General features: G+C 61.3%; 18 protein-coding genes and 1 pseudogene. 4 read left to right on the top strand and 15 right to left on the bottom strand.

Annotated elements, in window-relative coordinates; genetic code table 11:
- Positions 1–27: 27 nt before the first annotated feature.
- The 3 genes and pseudogenes from C6558_RS17475 to C6558_RS40840 all read right to left on the bottom strand — a co-directional run.
- Complete coding sequence (locus tag C6558_RS17475) at positions 28–1,386, bottom strand: esterase-like activity of phytase family protein (protein WP_025426500.1); 1,359 nt, start codon at positions 1,384–1,386, stop codon at positions 28–30.
- A 206-nt stretch (positions 1,387–1,592) separates the two neighbouring features.
- Positions 1,593–1,958: a helix-turn-helix domain-containing protein gene (locus C6558_RS40835; protein WP_244497544.1), complete on the bottom strand. Its 366-nt coding sequence runs from the start codon at positions 1,956–1,958 to the stop codon at positions 1,593–1,595.
- A gap of 74 nt (positions 1,959–2,032) precedes the next feature.
- Positions 2,033–2,575 (bottom strand): annotated as a pseudogene (locus C6558_RS40840) (AraC family ligand binding domain-containing protein); the annotation flags it as partial.
- Here C6558_RS40840 and C6558_RS17485 point away from each other — a divergent pair.
- Positions 2,487–2,894: a DUF2000 family protein gene (locus C6558_RS17485; protein ID WP_057211443.1), complete on the top strand. Its 408-nt coding sequence runs from the start codon at positions 2,487–2,489 to the stop codon at positions 2,892–2,894. The pseudogene C6558_RS40840 and the gene C6558_RS17485 sit on opposite strands and share 89 nt — an antisense overlap.
- Before the next feature lie 3 nt (positions 2,895–2,897).
- On the opposite strand, the gene C6558_RS17490 is transcribed toward C6558_RS17485, so the two are convergent.
- From C6558_RS17490 to C6558_RS17505, 4 genes are all read right to left on the bottom strand, one after another.
- The gene (locus C6558_RS17490) at positions 2,898–3,944 is read right to left on the bottom strand and encodes an adenylate/guanylate cyclase domain-containing protein (protein ID WP_025426502.1); all 1,047 of its coding nucleotides are present in this window, start codon (positions 3,942–3,944) and stop codon (positions 2,898–2,900) included.
- Positions 3,945–4,116: 172 nt separating this feature from the next.
- Positions 4,117–5,268, bottom strand: coding sequence for a ribonuclease D (gene rnd, locus C6558_RS17495; RefSeq protein ID WP_038575996.1), 1,152 nt, complete (start codon positions 5,266–5,268; stop codon positions 4,117–4,119).
- A 78-nt stretch (positions 5,269–5,346) separates the two neighbouring features.
- Complete coding sequence (locus tag C6558_RS17500; protein ID WP_025426503.1) at positions 5,347–6,747, bottom strand: multicopper oxidase family protein; 1,401 nt, start codon at positions 6,745–6,747, stop codon at positions 5,347–5,349.
- Positions 6,748–6,850: 103 nt separating this feature from the next.
- Entirely contained in the window at positions 6,851–8,089 is a 1,239-nt protein-coding gene (locus C6558_RS17505; protein WP_057226524.1) for an MFS transporter, read from the bottom strand.
- A gap of 316 nt (positions 8,090–8,405) precedes the next feature.
- Between C6558_RS17505 and aspS the strand changes: the two genes are divergently transcribed.
- Positions 8,406–10,193 carry an aspartate--tRNA ligase gene (gene aspS, locus C6558_RS17510; protein ID WP_057212547.1) on the top strand — a complete coding sequence of 596 codons (1,788 nt, stop codon included), beginning with the start codon at positions 8,406–8,408 and terminating at the stop codon, positions 10,191–10,193.
- 186 nt (positions 10,194–10,379) lie between these two features.
- On the opposite strand, the gene groL is transcribed toward aspS, so the two are convergent.
- From groL to C6558_RS17535, 5 genes are all read right to left on the bottom strand, one after another.
- A complete protein-coding gene (groL, locus tag C6558_RS17515) occupies positions 10,380–12,008 on the bottom strand; it encodes a chaperonin GroEL (protein WP_057211442.1) in 1,629 nt (542 codons plus the stop codon).
- A 115-nt stretch (positions 12,009–12,123) separates the two neighbouring features.
- On the bottom strand, positions 12,124–12,342 hold the full coding sequence (locus tag C6558_RS17520) for a hypothetical protein (protein ID WP_025426507.1): 219 nt from the start codon (positions 12,340–12,342) through the stop codon (positions 12,124–12,126).
- A gap of 171 nt (positions 12,343–12,513) precedes the next feature.
- A complete protein-coding gene (locus C6558_RS17525) occupies positions 12,514–13,521 on the bottom strand; it encodes a lysophospholipid acyltransferase family protein (RefSeq protein WP_025426508.1) in 1,008 nt (335 codons plus the stop codon).
- Positions 13,511–14,941 carry a cytochrome P450 gene (locus C6558_RS17530; protein ID WP_025426509.1) on the bottom strand — a complete coding sequence of 477 codons (1,431 nt, stop codon included), beginning with the start codon at positions 14,939–14,941 and terminating at the stop codon, positions 13,511–13,513. Before C6558_RS17530 ends, C6558_RS17525 begins: the two co-directional genes overlap by 11 nt.
- 526 nt (positions 14,942–15,467) lie before the next feature.
- A complete protein-coding gene (locus C6558_RS17535) occupies positions 15,468–16,661 on the bottom strand; it encodes a hypothetical protein (protein ID WP_057211441.1) in 1,194 nt (397 codons plus the stop codon).
- Between the two features lie 451 nt (positions 16,662–17,112).
- Between C6558_RS17535 and parC the strand changes: the two genes are divergently transcribed.
- Positions 17,113–19,389: a DNA topoisomerase IV subunit A gene (gene parC, locus C6558_RS17540; RefSeq protein WP_025426511.1), complete on the top strand. Its 2,277-nt coding sequence runs from the start codon at positions 17,113–17,115 to the stop codon at positions 19,387–19,389.
- 145 nt (positions 19,390–19,534) lie between these two features.
- Positions 19,535–19,864, top strand: coding sequence for a helix-turn-helix domain-containing protein (locus tag C6558_RS17545; RefSeq protein ID WP_371412276.1), 330 nt, complete (start codon positions 19,535–19,537; stop codon positions 19,862–19,864).
- A gap of 50 nt (positions 19,865–19,914) precedes the next feature.
- On the opposite strand, the gene C6558_RS17550 is transcribed toward C6558_RS17545, so the two are convergent.
- The 3 genes from C6558_RS17550 to C6558_RS17560 all read right to left on the bottom strand — a co-directional run bounded on the left by C6558_RS17550 (position 19,915) and on the right by C6558_RS17560 (position 22,202).
- Entirely contained in the window at positions 19,915–20,811 is an 897-nt protein-coding gene (locus tag C6558_RS17550; RefSeq protein WP_025426513.1) for a DMT family transporter, read from the bottom strand.
- A 3-nt stretch (positions 20,812–20,814) separates the two neighbouring features.
- On the bottom strand, positions 20,815–21,603 hold the full coding sequence (locus C6558_RS17555) for an arginyltransferase (protein ID WP_025426514.1): 789 nt from the start codon (positions 21,601–21,603) through the stop codon (positions 20,815–20,817).
- A gap of 134 nt (positions 21,604–21,737) precedes the next feature.
- On the bottom strand, positions 21,738–22,202 hold the full coding sequence (locus tag C6558_RS17560; RefSeq protein WP_025426515.1) for an RDD family protein: 465 nt from the start codon (positions 22,200–22,202) through the stop codon (positions 21,738–21,740).
- Between the last annotated feature and the right edge of the window lie 17 nt (positions 22,203–22,219).

A 22,219-nucleotide genomic window follows, 5' to 3' on the forward strand; every position in this document is an offset into this window, starting at 1 on the left:
GACGCAAATCCGCGCGCCCTTTTTTGATTATTCGGCTTTCAAGAATTCGCCGACTTCGAGCAGAACGAACTCGTTGTCGTCGGCCTTATCAAGCGCCCGGCCGGCCGAGAACGGCAGGTTGTTGTCATTGCCGACGATGATGTGCGTGTCATCGACGCGATCGACGTTTTCGATCGTCACGAACGGCATGTCGTAATAGCCGTCACCACCGCCCTGGCGCTTCTTGTTGTCGGGGTCGGCGATCTTCAGGAGGTCGATGTAACCGATCTTGCGGACGGCCTTGCCGACATTGCTGTCATCGAAGGCAATCTTGTAGACACGTTTCACCTTCGAGCCGACGGCAAAGCAATCCGGCTTCGGATCCTTCGGATCGGCGCAGGCCTTGTCGAGCGTGCCCGCGCCGTTGTCGCGTTCGATCACCAGTGCCGTCTTGTCGTCGAGCATGTTGAAGTCGCCGATTGCCTCGCCGCCTTCGGCCAGCGGATAGAGCCAGCTGCGGCCCGTCCAGGCCTTGGCTGCGACATCGAGTTCGATGACGCGTAGTGTCGGACGGCCATCGGCCTGTTCCACGGTTTCGCTGTCGGTCCAGATCGGCCCTTCGAGCAGACCGTAGAGCTTGGAGCCGTCCTTCGACAGTGCCATGCCTTCATAGCCGCCGGAGCGCTTCAGGTTGAAGGCGGGTGTCTTCTTCGACGGATCGCCCTGCAGTGTCAGGGTCGGATTGTCGGGCGACATAACCGGCTTGCCGTCAACTGTTGTCGCGATGACGTCGGTCAGCTTGCCGTCGACATCGAATTTCAGGATATAGGGACCGAATTCTTCCCCGACCCAGAAGCCGTCGGCGACCGGCTGGATCGACTCAACGTCGAAGTCAGCGCCGGTCAGGTAGCGCTTGTCGGAACCTTCCATGACGATCGGGAAGGGGGCCTTGCGGTCCGGGTCGGTGAGGAACAGTGTTTTCAGCGCCTCGACCTTGCCGGCGTCCCAGTCCATCTTCACGTGGTGCAGCATCAGCATGGCATCGGTTGAGTTCAGCTTGTTGCCGAAGCCGTTGTCGGAAAGGCTCCAGAAGGTGCCGTCTTCCATGGCCCTGATGCCGGAGAAGCCCTGCATCGGCTGGCCGTTGAACGGCAGTGAAAGGCCGGTCGGGCGCACGCCATCCTTGCCGGGCACGGTGCCGAGCGCGTCAGCGCGCTTGCGGTCCGCCGTGGTGAATTTGCCCGATGTCTTCAGGTATTCCGGTGCGTCGGACGGTGCTGCCAGGATCGTGTTTGCCGGTAGGATCGCATGTGCCTTCAGGGTTGCGGGAAAGGCCTTTTCCTCGGCCAGGACGGTCGTCGTCATCAAAAGTGTGAGCGCCGCAGCGGCGAGAAGCGTTTTGGTCATGAAAGTCACCGTGGGTTGGATGCCAAAGTACGGGAACCCGATAGGCGGCTTTGATGACGGTTGGGTGATGCTTGGCTTACAGGCTGGTGAAGCTTTGATGACAGACGAAAGGCGCTGCGCCCGAGGGGAGAAACTCGCCGAGTTCGAATTGTTGCGCGTGACCGGACACTGGTTCCGGGCCGCAACGACCCAGCGGCGCCGGTGCTTCAGCCGGCGAGCGCCAGGCTCGCCCAGCGCCCGGGCGTTACACCGTAGGCACGTTTGAAATGGCGGGTGAAATGGGCCTGGTCGGCAAAGCCGGTTTCGAGCGCGGCACCTGCCAGGCTGTGACCGGCGGCAATCATCCGGCGCGCCTGCTCCAGCCGCCGCATCAGAAGGTAGCGGTGCGGGCTGGTGCCGAGAACCTTGCGGAACTGGCGGGCGAGGGTGAAGCGATCAAGGCCGCTGACGGCCTCGAGTTCCTGCGAGTCGACCGGGCGATCGAGGTTGGCTTTGAGATAGTCCGTCGCCTCGAAACCGCCCGCTTGGCCGACCTGCCGGCAGCCTTGCTTGTCGTGCCGGCATGGCGGCACAAGCCTTCTGCAATGCGTGTAAGAATGTCGTCGAGCGCGAGTTCGTCAATACCGCCGTCGAGATCCATGACGGCCTCGCCGATCGCCTGGCGCAGGGCCACGTCACCAACAACCGGGGCGGCTATGATGGGCAAGGCGCCGCCACTGTCGCCAAGCGCCGCGATCAATCGCTCCGGCTGCAGATACATCATCCTGTAGCGAAGCGTCGCTTCCGTGCCCGCGCCGCCATCGTGCAGTTCGTCGGGGTGAATGATGATGATGCTTCCAGGCGTGCTGTAGCGGCTCTCGCCACGATACTGGAAGGTCTGGATGCCGCCAAGCGTCACGCCAAGCGCATAGGTGTCGTGGCGATGCGGCTCGAAGACCTTGCCGTGCAGCCGGGCCTCGATGCGCTCTATGCCGTCCACCGGTGCCGCGACGCGGATGCCATCGCCCGGCGATCCGCACAATCGTTCAAGATTGATCGCTGCGTCCTCGGTTAAGGCCTCCTTGGGCACGCCCTGATGTCCTGAAATGGAGATACCCGTCATGTTCGACACCAAGTTTGCGATCGTTTTGCGCGACGATCTGGCCACCTGGCAGAAGCTGAACGTCACCGCGTTTCTGGCAACCGGCATCGCCGGGCAGAAACCGGCGATTATCGGCGAACCCTATCGCGACGGCGCCGGCCACATCTACAACGCTCTGAGCGTTCAGCCGATCATCGTGTTATCGGCAGATGGTGCGACGCTTGGCAATATTCAACGCCGTGCGATCGAAAGGGAAATACAAACCTCTGTTTATGTCGATGCGATGTTTTCGACCGGCCACGACAGTGCCAACCGCGCGGTCTTCGCCGAAACGCGACCCGACGGCGCGAAGGTCGCCGGCATCGCCATTCATGCCGACAAGAAGCTGGTCGACAAGATCACCAAGGGTGCAAAACTGCACGGTTGACGGCTAATTGACAGCCACTGGCGGTGCAGGCGTGCCCCCGGCCCGAAGCGCCAGGACGCCGAGCTTCTGCCCGCGTCCCTTCACGGCGTGCTCGCCAAGATCTTCCACGCGGACATAGTGCGGCAGCCGCATCTTGCGGGCGAGGTCGGTGGAAATCAGCACCTGATGGTTCAGTGACTTGCACAGGCCTTCGAGGCGAGCGGTGGTGTTCACCGTGTCGCCGAAATAGGTGATCTTGTGTTTGTCGACGCCAATTTCCGCGGCGACGATGGTGCCGCCATGAAGCGCTGCCCGTAGGCGCGGAACCTCGCCGAACTCCTTGCGCCAACGGTGGGCGCCGGCTTCGATCTCTTCGAGAATGTCGAAAACGCAGTGCACGCAGGCGGCGTTTTTGACAGCACGGTCGAAGGGCCAGGTAATCACGGCCGCGTCGCCGACATAGTCGTCGATCGCGCCGCGATAGCGCAGTACGGGGTCGGCAAGTGTTGCAAACAGCTTGCTGAGATATTCCTGCATCCTGAGATCGCCGTATCGCTCGGCATAGGCGGTGGAGCCGGCAAGATCGATGAAGAGGAAGACGCGCTCCTCCTGCATCGGCTTGCGATAGCGCCCGGTCAAAAGGCTCAGAAACACGTCACGGCCCAACAGTTCGCGCACGCGAAGCGCGAAAACGATCGAGCCCGAGACCGCCAGGGCGAACAGAAGCGCCGTGCTTGAGGGGACGACCGCGTCCTTCCAATCCGCGTCTATTTGCCCGCTCATCTGCATCAGGAAGCCGGCGACGCCGTAGCCCAGCTCGATAAACACCAGATAGACGGCGATCGAAGCGAGGAAGAAAGCGGGCGTCGAATAGGAATGGATCTTGCGGTTGAGACGCCGGAGAATGATGCGCCGTTCAAAGGCGAGGATCGGGACGCAGACGCACAATGCGTACGTGGCGCCGATCAATCCGCCGCCACCGTCGAAGGCGATCGTCGCATAGATGGCGCCGGCGCTACTGACGATCAACAGCAGCAAAATTCCCTCGAACATGGAGAAACGCCAGCGCATGCGGAAGAGCCTCGAACCCGGACAACGAAGAAAAAACGCGTCGGACACCCTGGTTGTCGCGTCACGCGTCAGCGCTCTGATGTCTGCTCGACGCGATTGCGAATCAGTCCCGCTGCAGGGCCTTGGCTAGAGCCGGATTCGGGCGGAAAGTTGTTGTCCGCCCGTCCGTTTTTCAGTCACCGATTTCCATCGCTTCGATCTTCTTGTCGACGAAGCGCAGAGCCACTTCACCATTGATCAATTTCAGTGCCGTATCGCCGAACAGCTCGCGCCGCCACCCCTTGAGCGCGCCGACATCGGCGTTCTCGCCCTCGGCGGCGATCTTGTCGAGATCCTCGCTGTTGGCGATGATCTTGGCAGCCACGCCCTGCTTCTCGGCGATCAGCTTCAACAGCACCTTCAGCATTTCGGTGGCGGCGGCTGCGCCTTCAGGTGTATGGCTCTGCCGCGGCAGCCGTGGCAGGTCGGTCTTGGGGATGGCGAGCGCTTCGTTGACCGCCTCGATCAGCGCAGCCCCGGCGCTCGATCGTTCCCAGCCCTTCGGAATGGTTCGCAGCCGCGCCAGCGCCTCGGTGTCCTTCGGCTGCTGCTGCGCGACTTCATAGATCGCATCGTCCTTGATGATACGCCCGCGCGGAACGTTGCGGTTGCGTGCCTCGCGTTCACGCCAGGCTGCGACCTTCTGCAGCACGGCAAGCTCGATCGGCTTCTTGACGCGCATTTTCAGGCGCTGCCAGGCATCGTCCGGGTGCAGGTCGTAGGTATCGCGGGCTTCGAGGATCGCCATTTCCTCGGAAAGCCATAGCGAGCGGCTTTCGCGCTCGAGCTGCGCATTCAGGTACTGATAGATGTCGCGCAGATGCGTGACATCGGCCAGCGCGTAATCGAGCTGTTTCTCGGTCAGCGGCCGCCGGCTCCAATCGGTGAAGCGCGAGGACTTGTCGATCTGCTCGCCCTTGATGCGGTTGACGAGCTGGTCATAGGAGACGCTGTCGCCGAAGCCGCAGACCATGGCCGCAACCTGGGTGTCGAAGATCGGATGCGGAATCAGATTGCCGAGATGGAAAATGATCTCGATATCCTGGCGCGCGGCATGGAAGACCTTGATCACGTCGGGGTTGGCCATCAACGCGAAGAACGGCGTGAGATCGATGCCCTTGGCCATCGGGTCGACGATGACGGCCATATCCGGGTTTGCCATCTGGATCAGGCAAAGCTCTGGCCAGAAGGTGGTCTCACGCAGGAATTCCGTGTCTATCGTAATATAACTTGAGCGGGCCAGCTGCTGGCAGGCGGCCTCTAGATCTGCGGTTGTTTCAATCATCGGATTTAAATCACTGTGGCAAAAATGCGGCTAGGTTTTTCGTGTAGCCCTTCATGCCATCCGTCACAATCGAAAATCTCAAACCACCTTGAAATAACCGGTCATGCCGGTCTTCTGGTGCTCGATGATGTGGCAATGGAACACCCAATCGCCAAGATTGTCGGCGACGAGCGCGATTTCCGCCTGTTCGTCGGGCAAAAGCAGGATGGTGTCCGTCGGTGGTGGCAGGAAGGTCCGCTTGTTCGAATTGAGAATTCGGAAGCTCATGCCATGCAGGTGGATCGGATGGGCATGCGGCGTCCGATTGGCGATCTGCAGGACATAGCTCTTGCCGAGCTTCATCTCCTCGATCGGCGCGATCGGATCGGGCGTGTCGCCCGGCCACGGTACCTTGTTGATTGCCCAGAAGGTGTAGCCGAGCGAGCCGCAGATCGACGGCGTCGCCTTGTGTTCTGCCGTGGCCGTCAGATCGATCGGAACGCGAGTGGCAACCGACAGGTCCGCCTCGGCGATCGGATTGGCGGGAAGGGCAGCCACATCGCGGATATCGCGCTTCAAGGATTGGCCCGTTGCGCGGAAATTGGCGATCGTCCAGGGATGCGAGCCACGCAGATTGCCGAGCTTCACCGTCGCACCTTCGTTGTCGGGCATCCTGACGACGAGGTCGATGCGCTGGCCCGGGCCGACGTCGTAGCGGTCGAGCGGGAAGGGCTTGTCGACCGGATTTGCATCTAGCGCGACGACCATGGCCTCCGCCCCCTCCAGGCCGACCGTATATATCCGCGTGACATCCGTCGCCGCGATACGGACCCGCACGAGGCCGCCGGCCGGCGCGTCGTAGCTCGGCTCCTGCTGCCAGTTTGCGGTGCGAACCGTGCCGTAGGTGCCGCCGCGCGCAGCGTCCCTCGGTTTGAACGGGTCGATGAAAACGCCGCCTTTGCCGAGCCGCCAGTCGCGCAGGTTCAAGACGATCTCGGCGTCGAATACTGGATCATCCGGGTTCTCGACGACGATGACGCCGGTCAGCCCGCTTCCCATCTGCGTCAGCGTATTGCAGTGGGGGTGATACCAGAAGGTGCCGGCATCCGGCGGCGTGAAGATGTAGTCGAAGGGATCGCCCGGATAGACATAGGGCTGGGTCATCTCGGGCACGCCGTCCATGGCATTGGGTATGCGAAGTCCGTGCCAGTGGACAGTCGTCGGTTCGTCGAGCTTGTTGATCAGTCTTGCGGCATAGGGCTCGCCCATGCGCATCCGCAAGACAGGCGGCATGCCGTTAGTGGTCGCATCGCCCAGCCCGTAGGTCATCACCTTGGGTGTCACGCCATCTGAGGCGATCTGTGCCTGCGTCAGCTGTGCCGTCAGGACCTGCGGATCCGGTGCCGCACCGGCGCGTGCCGCCATGCCGGCTCCGAATGCGAAGGCGCCTCCCAAAGCGGCAGAGCCCTGGAGGAACGTACGGCGGCTGATCAGGGACATTTTGGCAATCTCGGCAACTGGATAGGACGACCGCTCGGTTTTTAAACCTGATCGCCGCAATCAGCAATTCTTTGCCGCAGGCACATCTTGCCGCAGGTTGGTATCAGTCGTCTTTGCGGGCGTGGTTGCCGCCGGCGAGCTTGTTGAAGAACGATGAGGTCCGCAGCAGGTTGCGGAAAGGCATGACGCGCGCTTCCGCGGGAACGCCGCTGCGCGCTGTCATGCGCCTGACCGTGTAGAGCATGAAGAGGAAGAGGATCGCGGCGGTATAGATGAACAGCGCCTGCGGACCGAAAATTTCGAGCAGGAAAGAGGCAAACAGCGGGCCGATGATGGCGCCGAGCGACCAGAAGAACAGCATGCCCGCCGATACCAGCGCATGCTGACCTTCCGCCGCATGGTCGTTGGCATGGGCCGAACAGAGCGAATAGAGCGGCATGGCGAAGGCGCCGAAGAGGAAGATACCGGCGAAATTGAGCCACTCATCATTGCCGGCGCCAAACGCAAGGAAAAGTCCGGCGAGCAATGATCCGAGGGTGGCGATCAGGATGATCAGGCGCCGATCGATCTGGTCCGAGTAATGGCCGAGCGGATATTGCAGCACCACGCCGCCGATGATGCCGGCGCTCATGAAAGTGGCGATTGCCGTCACCGAGAGGCCGATCCCCTGCGCGTAGATGGGGCCTAGCGAGCGGAAGGCGGCGTTGGTGAGGCCGACGACGATGCAGCCGACGGTCGCGAGCGGCGAGATGTTCCAGAGCGCCTTGACGTCGAAGCGGTTCGCTTCCGGCGCCACCGGGCTCGACCGGTCGGCAAAGGAAATCGGCACGAGCGACAAAGTCAATGCCATCGAGATGATCGCGAAGAGTTCGAAGCCGCCGATACCGACGCCGGGAATGATATATTGGGCCGCGGTGACCGAGCCGAGATCGACCAGACGATAGACGGAAAGCGTGCGCGCGCGGTTAGTATTGGTGACGCTGGCATTCAGCCAGCTTTCGACGGTCGCAAAAAGACAGGCGAAAGCGATACCGGCGACGAGCCGCATCAGGAACCACATGAACGGATTGATGATCAGCACCATGGCGATCGCCGCCGCCGACGCGATCGCTGCCATCGCCGAGAACGTGCGGATATGGCCGATCGAGCGCAGGATGCGCGTGACATAGACGCAGCCGAGCGCGAAGCCGATGTTGTAGCCGGCGCCGATGACACCGATCAGCGAGGTCGAAAAGCCTTCTTCCAGCGCCCGCAGCGAAATGAAGGTGCCTTGTAGTCCGTTGCCACCGATGAGGATGCCTGCGGTGACGAGAAGCGGAATGAGCGGACGAATTTGCGACATGGGGCAGGCGACTTCCGAATGGTGCTCGCGAGTCGGATAAGGCGGACCCATTATGTGTAGCGGCGCATTCCCGTGGCGCACAGTCGCGAATTGTGACGATATCCGTTCTTTTCGCGCCGTTTGGGCGAATGCACTTGTCTCAAGCCCATGAATAGGGTCGAACTTGTCCCGGTTGAGCGGCGCTTCCCTCGGGGAGCGCGGAGGTCTCGGCTTGACAAAGCCGGCGCATCATGCGCTTTTCCGCCCGATTTTGATCATGTTGCCGCGCGCCGTTCCGGCGAGCCTGCGCGGCGCTTTGCAATTCCGGGATAACACCATGCACCGCTACCGCAGCCACACCTGTGCCGCCCTCCGCAAGTCGGATGTCGGCTCCACCGTTCGCCTTTCCGGCTGGGTCCACCGCGTCCGCGACCATGGCGGCCTGCTCTTCATCGACCTGCGCGATCATTACGGCATCACCCAGGTCGTCGCCGATCCCGATAGCCCTGCCTTCAAGGCCGCCGAGACCGTCCGCGGCGAATGGGTTGTCCGTATTGATGGCCTCGTCAAGGCCCGTATGGACGACACCGTCAACAAGGGCATGCCAACAGGTGAAATCGAGCTCTACGCCCAGGAGATCGAGGTTCTCTCGGCCGCCAAGGAACTGCCGCTGCCGGTGTTCGGCGAGCCGGACTATCCGGAAGACGTGCGCCTGAAGTACCGCTTCCTCGACCTGCGCCGCGACACGCTGCACAAGAACATCGTCAAGCGCACCCAGATCATCTCGTCGATGCGCCGCCACATGGGCGACGTCGGCTTCACCGAATACACGACCCCGATCCTGACGGCGTCGTCGCCGGAAGGCGCACGCGACTTCCTCGTGCCGTCGCGCATCCATCCCGGCAGCTTCTACGCGCTGCCGCAGGCGCCGCAGCAGTACAAGCAGCTGCTGATGGTCGCCGGTTTCGACCGCTACTTCCAGATCGCGCCGTGCTTCCGCGATGAAGACCCGCGCGCCGACCGCCTGCCGGGCGAATTCTACCAGCTCGACCTCGAAATGAGCTTCGTCGAGCAGGAAGACGTCTGGACGACGATGGAGCCGGTGATCCGCGACATCTTCGTCGAGTTTGCCGACGGCAAGCCGGTGACGGAAAAGTTCCCGCGCATTCCTTACGACACGGCGATCCGCAAATACGGTTCCGACAAGCCGGACCTGCGCAACCCGATCGAGATGCAGGCCGTTACCGAGCACTTTGCCGGTTCAGGCTTCAAGGTCTTCGCCAACATGATCGCCTCGAACCCGAAGGTCGAAGTCTGGGCCATCCCGGCCAAGACCGGTGGTTCGCGCGCGTTTTGCGACCGCATGAACGCCTGGGCCCAGAGCCAGGGCCAGCCGGGTCTCGGCTACATCTTCTGGCGCAAGGAAGGCGAGAAGCTCGAAGGCGCCGGTCCGCTTGCCAAGAACATCGGCGAGGAGCGCACCGATGCGATCCGCACCCAACTCGGCCTCGATGATGGCGATGCCTGCTTCTTCGTCGCCGGCGACCCGTCGAAATTCTACAAGTTTGCAGGCGAAGCCCGCACGCGGGCAGGCGAGGAACTGAACCTCGTAGACCGTGACCGCTTTGAATTCTGCTGGATCGTCGACTTTCCGTTCTACGAATGGCTGGAAGACGAAAAGAAGATCGACTTCGCCCACAACCCCTTCTCGATGCCGCAGGGTGGCCTCGAGGCGCTGAACAGCGAAGATCCGCTGTCGCTCAAGGCCTACCAGTACGACATGGTCTGCAACGGCTTCGAGATCGCGTCCGGCTCGATCCGTAACCAGCTGCCGGAAGTCATGGTCAAGGCGTTCGAGCTGACCGGCAAGTCGCAGCAGGAAGTGGAAGAGCAGTTCGGTGGTCTCTACCGAGCGTTCCAGTACGGCGCGCCTCCGCATGGTGGCATGGCCTTCGGCATCGACCGCGTCGTCATGCTGCTGGTCGGCGCCAAGAACCTGCGCGAGATCTCGATCTTCCCGATGAACCAGCAGGCTGTCGATCTGCTGATGGGCGCGCCGTCCGAGGCGACATCAGCCCAACTGCGCGAACTGGCGCTTCGCCCGATCCCGCAGAAGAAGGACTAAGGTCCGAAGCGATCAAAGAAGCAACGGACCCGGCAGCGCTCGCTGCCGGGTTTTTTCATTTCGGCAATCCAAGGGCTTACGGCTGGGCATAGAGCGCGTCGCGAACGCCCCGGGTGAACTCGGTGCCGTCCGATTCCTCGGTCTGACCCACGCCAACTCGCAGCCGATGGCGCTAGCCCGTTGATCCTAGAAATCCATTCCGGGTCCGCCCGGCAGTTGCGCGGCGCCATCCTTTTTCGGCTTTTCGGCGATCATCGCCTCGGTTGTGACCAGGAGCCCGGCGACTGACGCTGCGTCCTGCAGAGCGGCGCGCACGACCTTGGCCGGATCGATGACGCCCATTTTGAACAGATCGCCGTATTCGCCGGTCTGAGCATTCCAGCCGTAAGCGAAATCGGTTTTCTCACGCAGCTTGCCGACGATGATAGAGCCTTCGGCGCCGGCATTCTCGGCAATCTGGCGCACGGGCGTCTCGATTGCACGCCTGACGATCTCGACGCCGACGCGCTGTTCCGCATTGGCAGTCTTGATATTGTCGAGCGCGTTGACGACCCGAAGCAGGGCGACGCCGCCGCCCGGCAAGATGCCTTCCTCGACGGCCGCGCGCGTCGCATGCAGCGCGTCATCGACACGGTCCTTCTTTTCCTTCACTTCGACCTCGGTCGAGCCGCCGACGCGGATCACGGCAACACCGCCCGAGAGCTTAGCAAGCCGTTCCTGCAGCTTCTCCCGGTCGTAGTCGGAGGTACTCTCCTCGATCTGCGCCTTGAGCTGGCTGATGCGGCCACCGATGTCGGCCTTGGTGCCGGCGCCATCGACGATGGTGGTGTTTTCCTTCTCGATCATCACGCGTTTGGCGCGGCCGAGCGTTTCCAGCGTGACATTCTCAAGCTTGATGCCGACGTCGTCGGAAACCACCGTCCCGCCCGTCAGCACCGCGATATCCTCAAGGATCGCCTTGCGCCGGTCGCCGAAACCCGGTGCCTTGACGGCGGCGATCTTGAGCCCGCCACGCAGCTTGTTGACGACCAGCGTCGCCAATGCCTCGCCTTCGACGTCTTCGGCGATAATGAGCAGCGGGCGGCTCGCCTGGATGACCGATTCGAGGATCGGGATCATCGCCTGCAGGTTGGAGAGCTTCTTTTCGTGGATGAGGATGTAGGGATCTTCGAACTCGACCCGCATCTTCTCCTGGTCGGTGATGAAGTAGGGCGAAAGGTAGCCCCGGTCGAATTGCATGCCCTCTACGACTTCGAGTTCGATCTCGGCGGTCTTGGCTTCCTCAACGGTGATCACGCCTTCGTTGCCGACTTTGGCCATCGCCTCGGCGAGATATCGGCCGATCTCCGTATCGCCGTTGGCGGAGATGGTGCCGACCTGGGCGATCTCCTCATTATTGGCGATCTTGCGGGCGCGGACCTTAAGTTCGGCGACGATGGCGTCGACGGCGAGATCTATGCCGCGCTTGAGGTCCATGGGGTTCATGCCGGAGGCAATCGCCTTGACGCCTTCTTTCACGATCGCCTGCGCGAGCACGGTTGCCGTCGTTGTCCCATCGCCGGCAACATCGCTGGTGCGTGACGCCACCATGCGCAGCATTTGCGCGCCCATGTTCTCGAACTTGTCTTCGAGCTCGATCTCCTTGGCGACGGACACGCCGTCCTTGGTGATGCGCGGGGCGCCAAAGGACTTTTCGATGACGACATTTCGTCCCTTTGGCCCGAGCGTCACTTTCACGGCATTGGCAAGAATATCGACACCGCGCAGCATGCGATCGCGGGCATCGCTACTGAACTTGACTTCCTTGGCTGTCATAGTCGGCCTCCCTCAACACGAAACTCGCAGTCACGTGGCCAGCCATCACGAGATGGCTCCTGACGTCTTGGTCATTACATCTGCCTCGTCGGGCGTCTCCTCAGCGCCCCAAAGTTCATTCCTCGCCGTCATCCGGCGTCAGGATGTCGATCAAAGCCGCAACGCGCCCGGCCGGCAGATGTCGTCCTTCGCCGATCAGCGCTTCGTCGTTGTTGACCCAGGCGATCGCTTCGGCGAGTTCGGCCGCACTGGCCCCGGTAGCCAGCAGCTCTGCCATCAGCGTTTCGTCGACCGGGCCAAGAATGGCGGTGATATCCGCGTGTTTCAGTCCCATGGCGTTCTCCTTCCGTGTGATCGGTCAGGAATGCGGGATGGAGTCTTGTCTTCAGACAGATGTAGATAGGCGACTGCTCGCGGGCATCAAGCAGATACGATCATAACATGGAACGCACGCGCGCGAAAAAGCCCGGCGGAAGTCGCTATACTTGCCATGGCCCGGTTCGGGTCACTCCGGTCGGAGCGAATTGTCGAGAAAGTACCACTGGTCGAGATTTGCCCGGATAACCGGCTCGATGGCGTTGTTCAGCATCAGGATATCGTCAAGCTGGCGTGCCCCGGGGCGCTCTTCGGGCGGGAGCCGGATAGGCGCCAGCGCGCGGCATTCGAAGCGGAAACCCTCGGTGCGCAGATTGTACCACGGGCAAATGGTGGCGCCGGTCATGCGTGCCAGACGAATGGCAATGGCAAAGTTTCCTTCGAGATGCGGCTTGCGGTCGAAGAATGGTCCGCGAATGAAGCCGCCAAAACCTTCGTCGCAGAACGTGCTGACGACGCCGCCATTCTTCAGGATCTTGATCGCCGGCCGAATGCCCTCGGCGCCCGGCGGCAGGAACCGCAAGCCCGCCTTGCTGCGGACGCGCTCGGCGATCCAGGCTTTGGCGCGGCCCTTGGGCGGGAGGTAGAAGGCATGGGGGTGGACATTGATGCTCTGCAGTACAGTCGGACCAACTTCCCAGTTGCCAAGATGCATACCGACGATGATGACCGGGCCGGCCTTGGCCGCTTCGCCGATAATGTCGAGGCCGTGCAATGTCAGGCGGTCACGGTTGTTTTGCAACCGGTTCACGACGGAGAATTCGGTCATCAGCCGACCCTGTGCCCGGCAGTTCTCGCGAAAGAGCGCCGCCTGCTCGGCCTCGTTGAGATCGGGTCGCAGTGCGCGGATCGTTTCTTGCGCACGCCGTGATGCCACCTTGTGGAAACGCGGCACGGCAAACAGACCAAGGGCTGCACCAAGGTTGGAGCAGGCGTCCATCGGCAGGAGTTTCATCCCGAAATGCCCGGAGAGGTGCGCGAGGTTCCAGAGATTGTCCGTCACCCAATAGCGCCAGAAGGCGCGGAAGCCTTCGCGGCCGGAAAGGGCATCCACAAAGGAGGGCCGCCCTTCGCTGGCGAATGTCCACGCCTTTCGCTTGGCGATTCTTTCGGCCTGGCTCGGCTCTTCAGTGGTCATGGGATGCTTTCTGCCGTCGATGAAGGGTCACCGGAAGCCCGCCCTTTGGCCGCAGCGTCAGGCGGCAGATGGGCTCGACCTTGTGGCCGTCGACGACGGTCACCCGGAACTGCTGTGCAATGATCGCCAGGCACAGGATTGCTTCGGTCAGGCCGAAATGCAAGCCCGGGCACACGCGTGGTCCGCTTGCAAACGGAATGTAACTATAGGGCGTCGGGCGACGTCCGCCCATGAAGCGGTCCGGGCGGAAATGGTGCGGGTCCTCAAACAGGCTTTCCGTTCGGTGGAGAAGCCACGGGACGATCAGAACGAGCGATCCGCGTTCAGCGGCGATATCGCCGATCATTTCGGCTTGGCGCGTTTGGCGCGCGAGAATGGGGACGGGCGGATAGAGGCGAAGGGTCTCTTCAATGATGGCCTTGCACCATTCGAGTTGCGGTACGTCGTCGATCGTCGGAACGCGATCGCCGCAGACACGGCCAATCTCTTCATGGAGCGCCTTTTCCACCCATTTGGCGCGAGACAGCAGATACCAGGCCCAGGTCAGCGTGGCGGCTGTCGTTTCATGGCCCGCCATGAAGATGGTCGCCGCTTCGTTGCGCAGGGCAACCAGGTCGAGTTTCAACTCCGGGTTTCGTTGTTGTCGACGGATCAGCAGCTCAACCATCGAATTGTGATCGCCGCGACCTTCCAGGTGATCCTCGACCACCTTGTCGATGATCTGATGGATACGCTTGACCGAGCGGCGAAGCGTCGGCGTTCGCAAGATCGGTAGCCCGTCGTCGAAACCGAGGAAGTAGCCGAGGTTGATCGAATCGACCAGCGATTGGTAGCTCGTGAAGCTGTCGGTGACCGCCGCAGCACTGTCGTCGCCGAGCTGGTTTCCAAAAACGCTGCGGGCAATGATTTCGGCGGTCAGTCCAGCCATTTCGTGCAGGGCGTTGACTTGCGTGCCGTCCGGCATCCCGTTCCAGCGCTCGACCAATTCGGTGGTCGTGCGCTCCATCACCGGACCGAAGGCCGGCACTCTTTTGGCATGCACGATGTCGGCGACCAGGGGACGCCGCTGTTTCCAGGTTTCGCCGTCCGAGATGAAGAGGCCGTCGCCCAAAAGGAACTCGAGCGCCCGGCGCATCTGCGGGCTCTTGCGCTCGAAGTTCTCATGACGCTTGACGACGACCTGACGGATGAGGTCGGGCGAGTTGACCAGAATGACCTGCCGGCCGATCAGCCGGATCTGGGAAACCTTCTCGGTAAAGTCGTTGTTTCGCCAGATGGATAGGAAATCTGTTCTCGCCTGAAGCAGAAGTCTGAGGGGCTTGCCTGGTGGGCCTGCATAATATTCGGCGCGCGCAGGCTCAAATTTTTCTTCCGACAGCTCTTCCCTGAACTTTACCGGTTGATGGAACCACCCAGCCATTGACGTCCGATCTGTCGAAAAAAGAGAGATGATTACTTCTGCGTTCGGCGTTCAGTTCAGCTGGTTGTTCGCAAGAAAACGGCTCTCCAAACAGGAAATCCGCCGCTTGTATTCTTAGCTGTTCTTCCTTGGATCGAAGTCGTCAGCGTGGATTTGTTTGGCTGTCGGTATCGGTATGCGGTCGAAAAAGTCGCGCAGAAAGAGGTGTCAGGCAAAGCGCCATTCAGGTCTTACGCTTGCAAGTCATGCTGAAAAAAGATGCAGTCGCCCGCGAGAGGCGCGCCAGTAATAGTGGCTGCGCGGACATGGGGAAGCAAGGCAGGCGAAATAAAACGGCGCACGGAAATGCGGGTTTTCAACCGAAAAGCGCGGGGCAACAGCTATTCCAGTACGCGCCGGCCGGCTTGATCGTCCGTTTAACCGGCAGCGCCGGCACCGGGCGCCGATGCTAAAACGCCGGCGACTTCGATGACAACAGTGTCTTGCGAAGTCGCCGGCGGCGATTGTCAGACTATGACTTTAGCGATCAATCGTTCGCCGTCACCTTGACGCCCAGCACCGAAGGGATGGTGTTCGGCGCGCCCATTGCCGCACCCATGATCATGGGGAACGGCACCGGCTTTTCCGGTGCGGCGCTGATCGTCAGGCTCTTCGGGCCGTCGAGATAGGTGTTGACCGCGGACGATACCTGATTCTGCAGTTCCGGCACGTTGAGCTGCGCCATCATCAATGGAACGAGGCCCTTCAGCGATTGGGCCAGCTGATCGCCGGTAACGCCCTGCTGCGAACCCGCATAGTCGAGCGCCTTCTTGGTGATGGAGGCGTCGTCGAAGCGGACCTCGGCGCTGTTGAAGGTCAACTGCTGCATCAGCCCCATCATAGCAAGGCCCATGGCCTGATTGGCCTCTTCCTTGTTCGGGTTGGCTTCTGCGGTCTTCATGGCTTCCTGGAGCGACTTCATGAAGGCAAGCGTGTAGCCCGAGATGTCGACGGCGAGGTTCAGCCGCCCGACATTCTTGAAGTCGAAGGCATATTCTTCCAGCGCGACGTTGCCGCTTTCGATTTCCCAGCTGCCCTTCATGGTCACGGCGCCATCAAGCTTGGTCAGGCCGAGCTTCTCGATGGCGTCCTTGGTCTTGGGGTCTTCGACTTCGGAAAGGTCGGCCTTGAGGCCGGCAGCCGTTGCGTCGAAGTCAAAGCCGGCATCGTTTTCCTGGCGGGCGAGGTTTGCTTCGCTGCTTTCGAGCGAGAAAACTTCCTTGCCTTTGGCGCTGACCGTGATCGGGCCGGTGCTGGCGCTCTCGTAGAGCAGGATATCGTTGATCGTGCCGCCGGCCGGGTTGGCGGGGATCGACAGACCCGAAACGAGAATATCCTTGACGGCGAAGCTGCCCGCGTCCTGCGTGACATTGACGTCGGGGAAGGAGACGGTCTCGGCATAGTAGCCGCCGCCTTCGGTTTCTTCGACGCCTTCAAAAGTGATGTCGCCGATCTTCAGCGCGTCGCCGGGCTGGCCCGCGAGTTTGACCTGGACGCCCGAGGCCGTGACGGTGTCGCCGCTGACTTCGGCCTTGTCGAAGGTGAGCGTGGTGCCGTTCGAGTTCGTCGCCGCATCGAGCTTCTTCATCATGTCCGCACCATCAAGCGCGAAGGCCGGGCCGGTCAGGGTCAGGAGTGCGGCGCTGGCCATCATCAGGCGGATCTTGCGCGTATGCATCATTGTGGAGTTCCTTCGTGAAAATATTTGATTGTTTAGCTGTGTTGAAGAAGCGGTGTCGCTAATCTGGTTCATATCGGCAAGCTGCGTCAACTGAGGTGGACAGCCGTGTCGGCCGACGAAATATGCCGTGCCTATGGCTCCATCTCCCCTCAGTTCGCGTCCCGCAATGTCCCCCTCGCAAATCATCCAAATCAACAGCAGCCGAACCTAATACGAAACAGGGCGAAATTATATTCGCTTGATGAAATCACACAGCTTCCGCGCCCGGATGCTTTCCAGGGCGTTACTGGTGGCGATCGCTCATCCATGGCATAACCGTCTAAGCGTTGCATGAACATTGCAGCGCCCGGTCTGCGCCGTTCAATAGCGCGCCGGCGGCGACTTGTGGTTCTCCACAGCGCGATCCCCTGAAATCCTTGATGTTCCGGGTTTGTTGCGCTAGCAAGAACATATGGGACAAAGCCTTACTCCCCCGTCTGGCGGGGATGATCATATTCAGCCGGTTGACCTGAAGGCGGCGCTGGAAGAGCGTTACCTCGCCTATGCCTTGTCGACCATCATGCATCGCGCGCTTCCTGATGTCCGCGACGGCTTGAAGCCGGTGCATCGACGCATCGTTCATGCCATGAGCGAGATGGGGCTCAGGCCGAACACCTCGTTCAAGAAATGCGCCCGCATCGTCGGCGACGTCATGGGTAAGTTCCACCCCCATGGCGACGCCTCGATCTACGACGCACTGGTGCGCCTGTCCCAGGAATTCGCGATCCGGTATCCGCTGGTGGACGGGCAGGGCAACTTCGGCAATATCGACGGCGATAACGCCGCTGCCATGCGTTACACCGAAGCGAAGATGACCGACGTCGCCTCGCTTCTGCTTGAGGGCATCGATCAGGACGCGGTGGATTTTCGTCCCACCTACAACGAGGAAGACCAGGAGCCGGCGGTGCTTCCCGGCGCCTTCCCGAACCTGCTTGCCAATGGTGCGACCGGCATTGCCGTCGGCATGGCGACATCGATCCCGCCGCACAACGCCCATGAACTGTGCGACGCAGCGCTGCATCTGATCCGCCATCCCGAGGCGACCGTCGAGGATCTGCTCTACGATCCTGCCAATCCGCAGCGGGGCGGGATCGAAGGGCCGGATTTCCCGACCGGCGGCATCATCGTCGAAAGCCGTGCGAGCATGGCGGAGTCCTATCGCACCGGTCGCGGTGGCTTTCGCGTGCGGGCGCGCTGGGTTTCGGAAGAGCTCGGTCGCGGCGGCTACCAGATCGTCATCACCGAGATCCCCTATCAGGTCCAGAAGTCGCGGCTGATCGAGAAGATCGCCGAACTGCTCGTTGCGCGCAAACTGCCGCTGCTGGAGGATATCCGGGACGAATCGGCGGAAGATATCCGCATTGTGCTGGTGCCGAAGAGCCGTTCCGTCGATGCCGGCATCCTGATGGAATCGCTCTTCAAGCTGACAGAGCTTGAAAGCCGCATCCCGCTCAACATGAACGTGCTGTCGATGGGACGCGTGCCGCGCGTCATGGCGCTCAACGAAGTGTTGACGGAGTGGCTTGCTCACCGCCGCGACGTCCTGCAGCGTCGTTCGCGCCACCGCCTGGCTGCGATCGAGCGGCGCCTCGAGATTCTTGGCGGTTATCTCGTCGCCTATCTCAATATCGACGAGGTTATTCGCATCATCCGCGAGGAGGATGAGCCGAAGGCCGTGATGATGGAGCGGTTTTCGCTCACCGACCTCCAGGCCGAGTCGATCCTCAACATGCGGCTGCGCTCTTTGCGCAAGCTGGAAGAATTCGAGATTCGCACGGAGTTCGACGCGTTGTCGAACGAAAAGGCCGAGATCGAGGCGCTGCTCGCTTCCGAGGAGAAGCAGTGGCAGACTGTCGCCTGGGAAATCGGCGAGGTGAAGAAAAAGTTTGCCAAGGCGACCGAGATCGGCAAGCGGCGCAGCACCTTTGCGGATGCGCCGGACGCCGACATCGAAGCCATCCAGCAGGCGATGATCGAGAAGGAACCGATCACCGTCGTCATCTCTGAAAAGGGCTGGATCAGGGCGCTGAAGGGCCACATCTCCGATACCTCGACGTTGCAATTCAAGGAGGGGGATGCGCTCAAGGTGGCGTTCCCAGCGCAGACGACCGACAAGATCCTCGTCTTCACCACGGGCGGCAAGGTTTATACGCTCGGCGGCGACAAGCTGCCCGGCGGTCGCGGTCATGGCGAACCCTTGCGCATCATCGTCGATATGGAAAATGACCAGGACGTGCTGACGGCATTCGTGCACGACCCGGCGAGAAAGCTCATCGTGGCCTCTGTTGCCGGTAACGGCTTTGTCGTGACGGAAAGCGATATCGTCGCCAATACCCGCAAGGGCAAGCAGGTGATGAATGTCGCCAACAACGATGAGGCGAAGTTGGTTGTTTCCGTCAAGGGCGACCATGTCGCCGTTGTCGGCGAAAACCGCAAGATGCTCGTTTTCCCGCTGGCGCAGATTCCGGAAATGGCGCGGGGCAAGGGCGTCCGGCTGCAGCGCTACAAGGATGGCGGCATCTCCGATATCCGCTGCTTTGCAATCGCAGACGGCCTCGTCTGGGAAGACAGCGCCGGCCGCGTCTTCACCAAGGGCAAGGACGAACTGATTGAGTGGCTGGCCGATCGCGCCTCTGCCGGTCGCGTCGTGCCCAAGGGCTTCCCGCGCAGCGGCAAGTTCAGCGGCTGATCCATCGCTGCCTGCGCGGCTTGGCTGCGCAGGCCGATACCCATCTGCTTCTAAAGCAATCTGAAATTTAGTAGAATGCCCCGTTTTCGGCGCTTGAAAGCAACGTGCGGTCGTGGATCAATAATCGTCCAACAGGATGAAGACCATGCCAAATTCTGCTGCCCTTGACGACATTCTGCTCGCACTCGCGAATCCGGTTCGCCGGCGGATATTCGAGATATTGCTCGGCGGAGAAACGCGGGTTGTCGAGGTGGCCGCCGCCGTCGCCGTGACGCCGGATGCACTCGAGCAGCACCTGCGCATCCTTGAGGAAGCCAGCCTGGTTTCGCGTCTACCTGCCCGTGATGGCGAGGCCGTGTGCGGCAATCCCGCACCTCTTGATGTCGCTGCCGCCTGGATCGACATGAACCGTGCGCTTTGGTCGATGCACAGCCAAGTGGCGTACTCTTTGGAGGGCGGTAGAACGTCAGCCTGACGAACCTTCGCTGACAATCGTTATTTCGCCGCCTTGCGGACGGCCGCTACCTATTCGGGGCAGGGCAGAGCCGCGCGGACGGGGCGGCTGCGCATCTGCCAGAGAGAGTGGCCGATAAGCGCAAGGATAAGGACGGCGCCGCCGGCAAGCGTCTGCGTCGTCGGGCTTTCGGCGAAGACAAGCCAGACCCAGATCGGTGCCAGGATGGTTTCGAGCAGATAGAACATACCCACTTCCGGTGCCGACAGGAACCGCGGCCCTGTTGCCAGACAGAAGAAGGCAAGCGGGATCATCACCAGGCCGTTGAACAGGATGTATTGCGGAGCCGCGATCGCGAAGCCGCCGGCAGGCAAGAGCAGAAGCGCGACTGCGGCCGGAAAGATGGCGGTCACCAGCGGCACCAAAGCCATGTCGCGGCCGCTTGCCCGGCTGATGGTGATGGCGCTGGCGAGCAGGAAGGCGGAACTTGCCGCCATCGCGTCGCCGAAGATATGGCCACTTTCAAGCCCGTCCTGCACGATCAGCCCCACGCCGATCACCATGGCTGCCATCGTCACGAGCGTTGCGTTGGAAGGGCGTTCCTTCAGGAAGATCCAGGAAAGCAGTGCCGCGAACATCGACGTGAAGGCAAGAATGAAGACGACGTTTGCCGTTGACGTGTTGAAGACGGCCAGCAGGAACGTGCACGAGTTGATGCCGTAAAACAGACCGACGACCAGCCCGGTCTTGCCCGGAATGAGTGAGATCTTGCGGCGAAGCAGCCGATTGAGCACGAACCATGCCAGGAGGCCGATGAAGAAAGTCGAAAGGCTGCGCACCGCGAGCAGCGACCAGACCTCGCCGCCGGCGGATCGGATGAGCGGAATGTCGAAGGAGAGAGCAAGGCCGCCAAGGCCGGTGATCGCAAGTCCGCGCCGGTGCAGCGCGGCATCAGTGGAAGGGTTCAATTTTCAATCCGTTTCCGTCGAGGGCATTTCTGAAGGAGCGTCAGGACCATCGTAGCGCTCCCAGCCGCGCGGCATAAGATGCTCCTGCGGCAAAAATTTCGTCTTGTATCCCATCTTGCGCGACCCCTTGACCCAATAGCCGAGATAGACATGCGGGAGGCCGCGCTCCTTGGCGCGCCGGATATGATCGAGAATCATGAAGGTGCCGAGCGAGCGCTCCTCATGCGCAGGGTCGAAGAAGGAATAGACCATCGAAAGCCCGTCACCCATGCGGTCGGTCAGCGCTGTCGCGATCAGCGGTCCGCGCGCTCTCTCGCTGATGCCGTCGCCTTCGGTCCTTAAGCGATACTCGATGATCTTGGTGTGCACATGGGTGTCTTCGACCATCATCGCATAGTCGAGAACCGACATGTCGGACATGCCACCCTTCTGGTGTCGTCGGTCGAGATAGCGGCGGAAGAGGTTGTACTGTTCGCTCGACGGCTCGGCCGGATATTCCGATGAGATCACGTCGCTGTTGGTCGCGAGCACGCGGCGCATCGACCGGCTCGGCGAAAATTCGTTGGCGAGAATTCGAACGGAAATGCAGGCGCGACAGGTTTCGCAGGCGGGCCGATAGGCGATGTTCTGCGAGCGGCGGAAGCCGCCCTGGGTCAGGAGGTCGTTGAGCTCCGGTGCGCGCTCGCCCACCATGTGGGTAAACACCTTTCGCTCCATCTCATTCGGCAGATAAGGGCAGGCTGCCGGTGCAGTGAGATAGAATTGCGGAGACGGTGTGGTCTGTGTGTTCATCGAGTGCGGCGGTCACTCTTCGCGCGGTTGTTCATGACAGTAGCATGGCGGAAGAATGGAAAACGTCAACTCACACGTTTGGGGCGGTCGCCCCTTGCGCGCGGATTGTTCGTCGTCGATTGCTTCGGCAGGGTTCAGTAGGTGTCGCGACGGACCGTTACGGTGCCAATCAGCAGATCGTGCAGCAGGCGGCTGCGATCTGTAAACAGTCCGATCAGCAGAATCAGCGGCGTCAACAGCGCGTTGGCGATCCAGAAGATGACGAGATGCACGATCGCCGTCAGGAAGTCCATTGGTCGTCCGTCAGTGCGCGCAATCGCCAGTCCCATCATCCGCATGCCGGGCGATGCCTGCTCGCGGCCGCCCACGGTCACGCCGAAATAGAGCATCGCTACCAGCGCAAAAAGCACGGGATAGAGCAGGAAGCCGAGGCCGAGCGTCAGGATGCCGAGGAAGAACACAACGACGGCGGCCGGGATCCACAAGAGCGCGATGATGACATAGTCGAGAATGAAGGCGAACACCCGCCGCGACAGCACACCCTGATAGGCGCGCCAGTCATTGCTCGGCAGCCGCAGTTCTTCGTTGTGCATCGTCATCTCTATAGGCCCCGCAT

This window comes from Ensifer sp. NM-2, from assembly GCF_003024455.1.
In the GTDB taxonomy this organism is placed as follows: Bacteria; Pseudomonadota; Alphaproteobacteria; order Rhizobiales; family Rhizobiaceae; genus Ensifer; species Ensifer canadensis.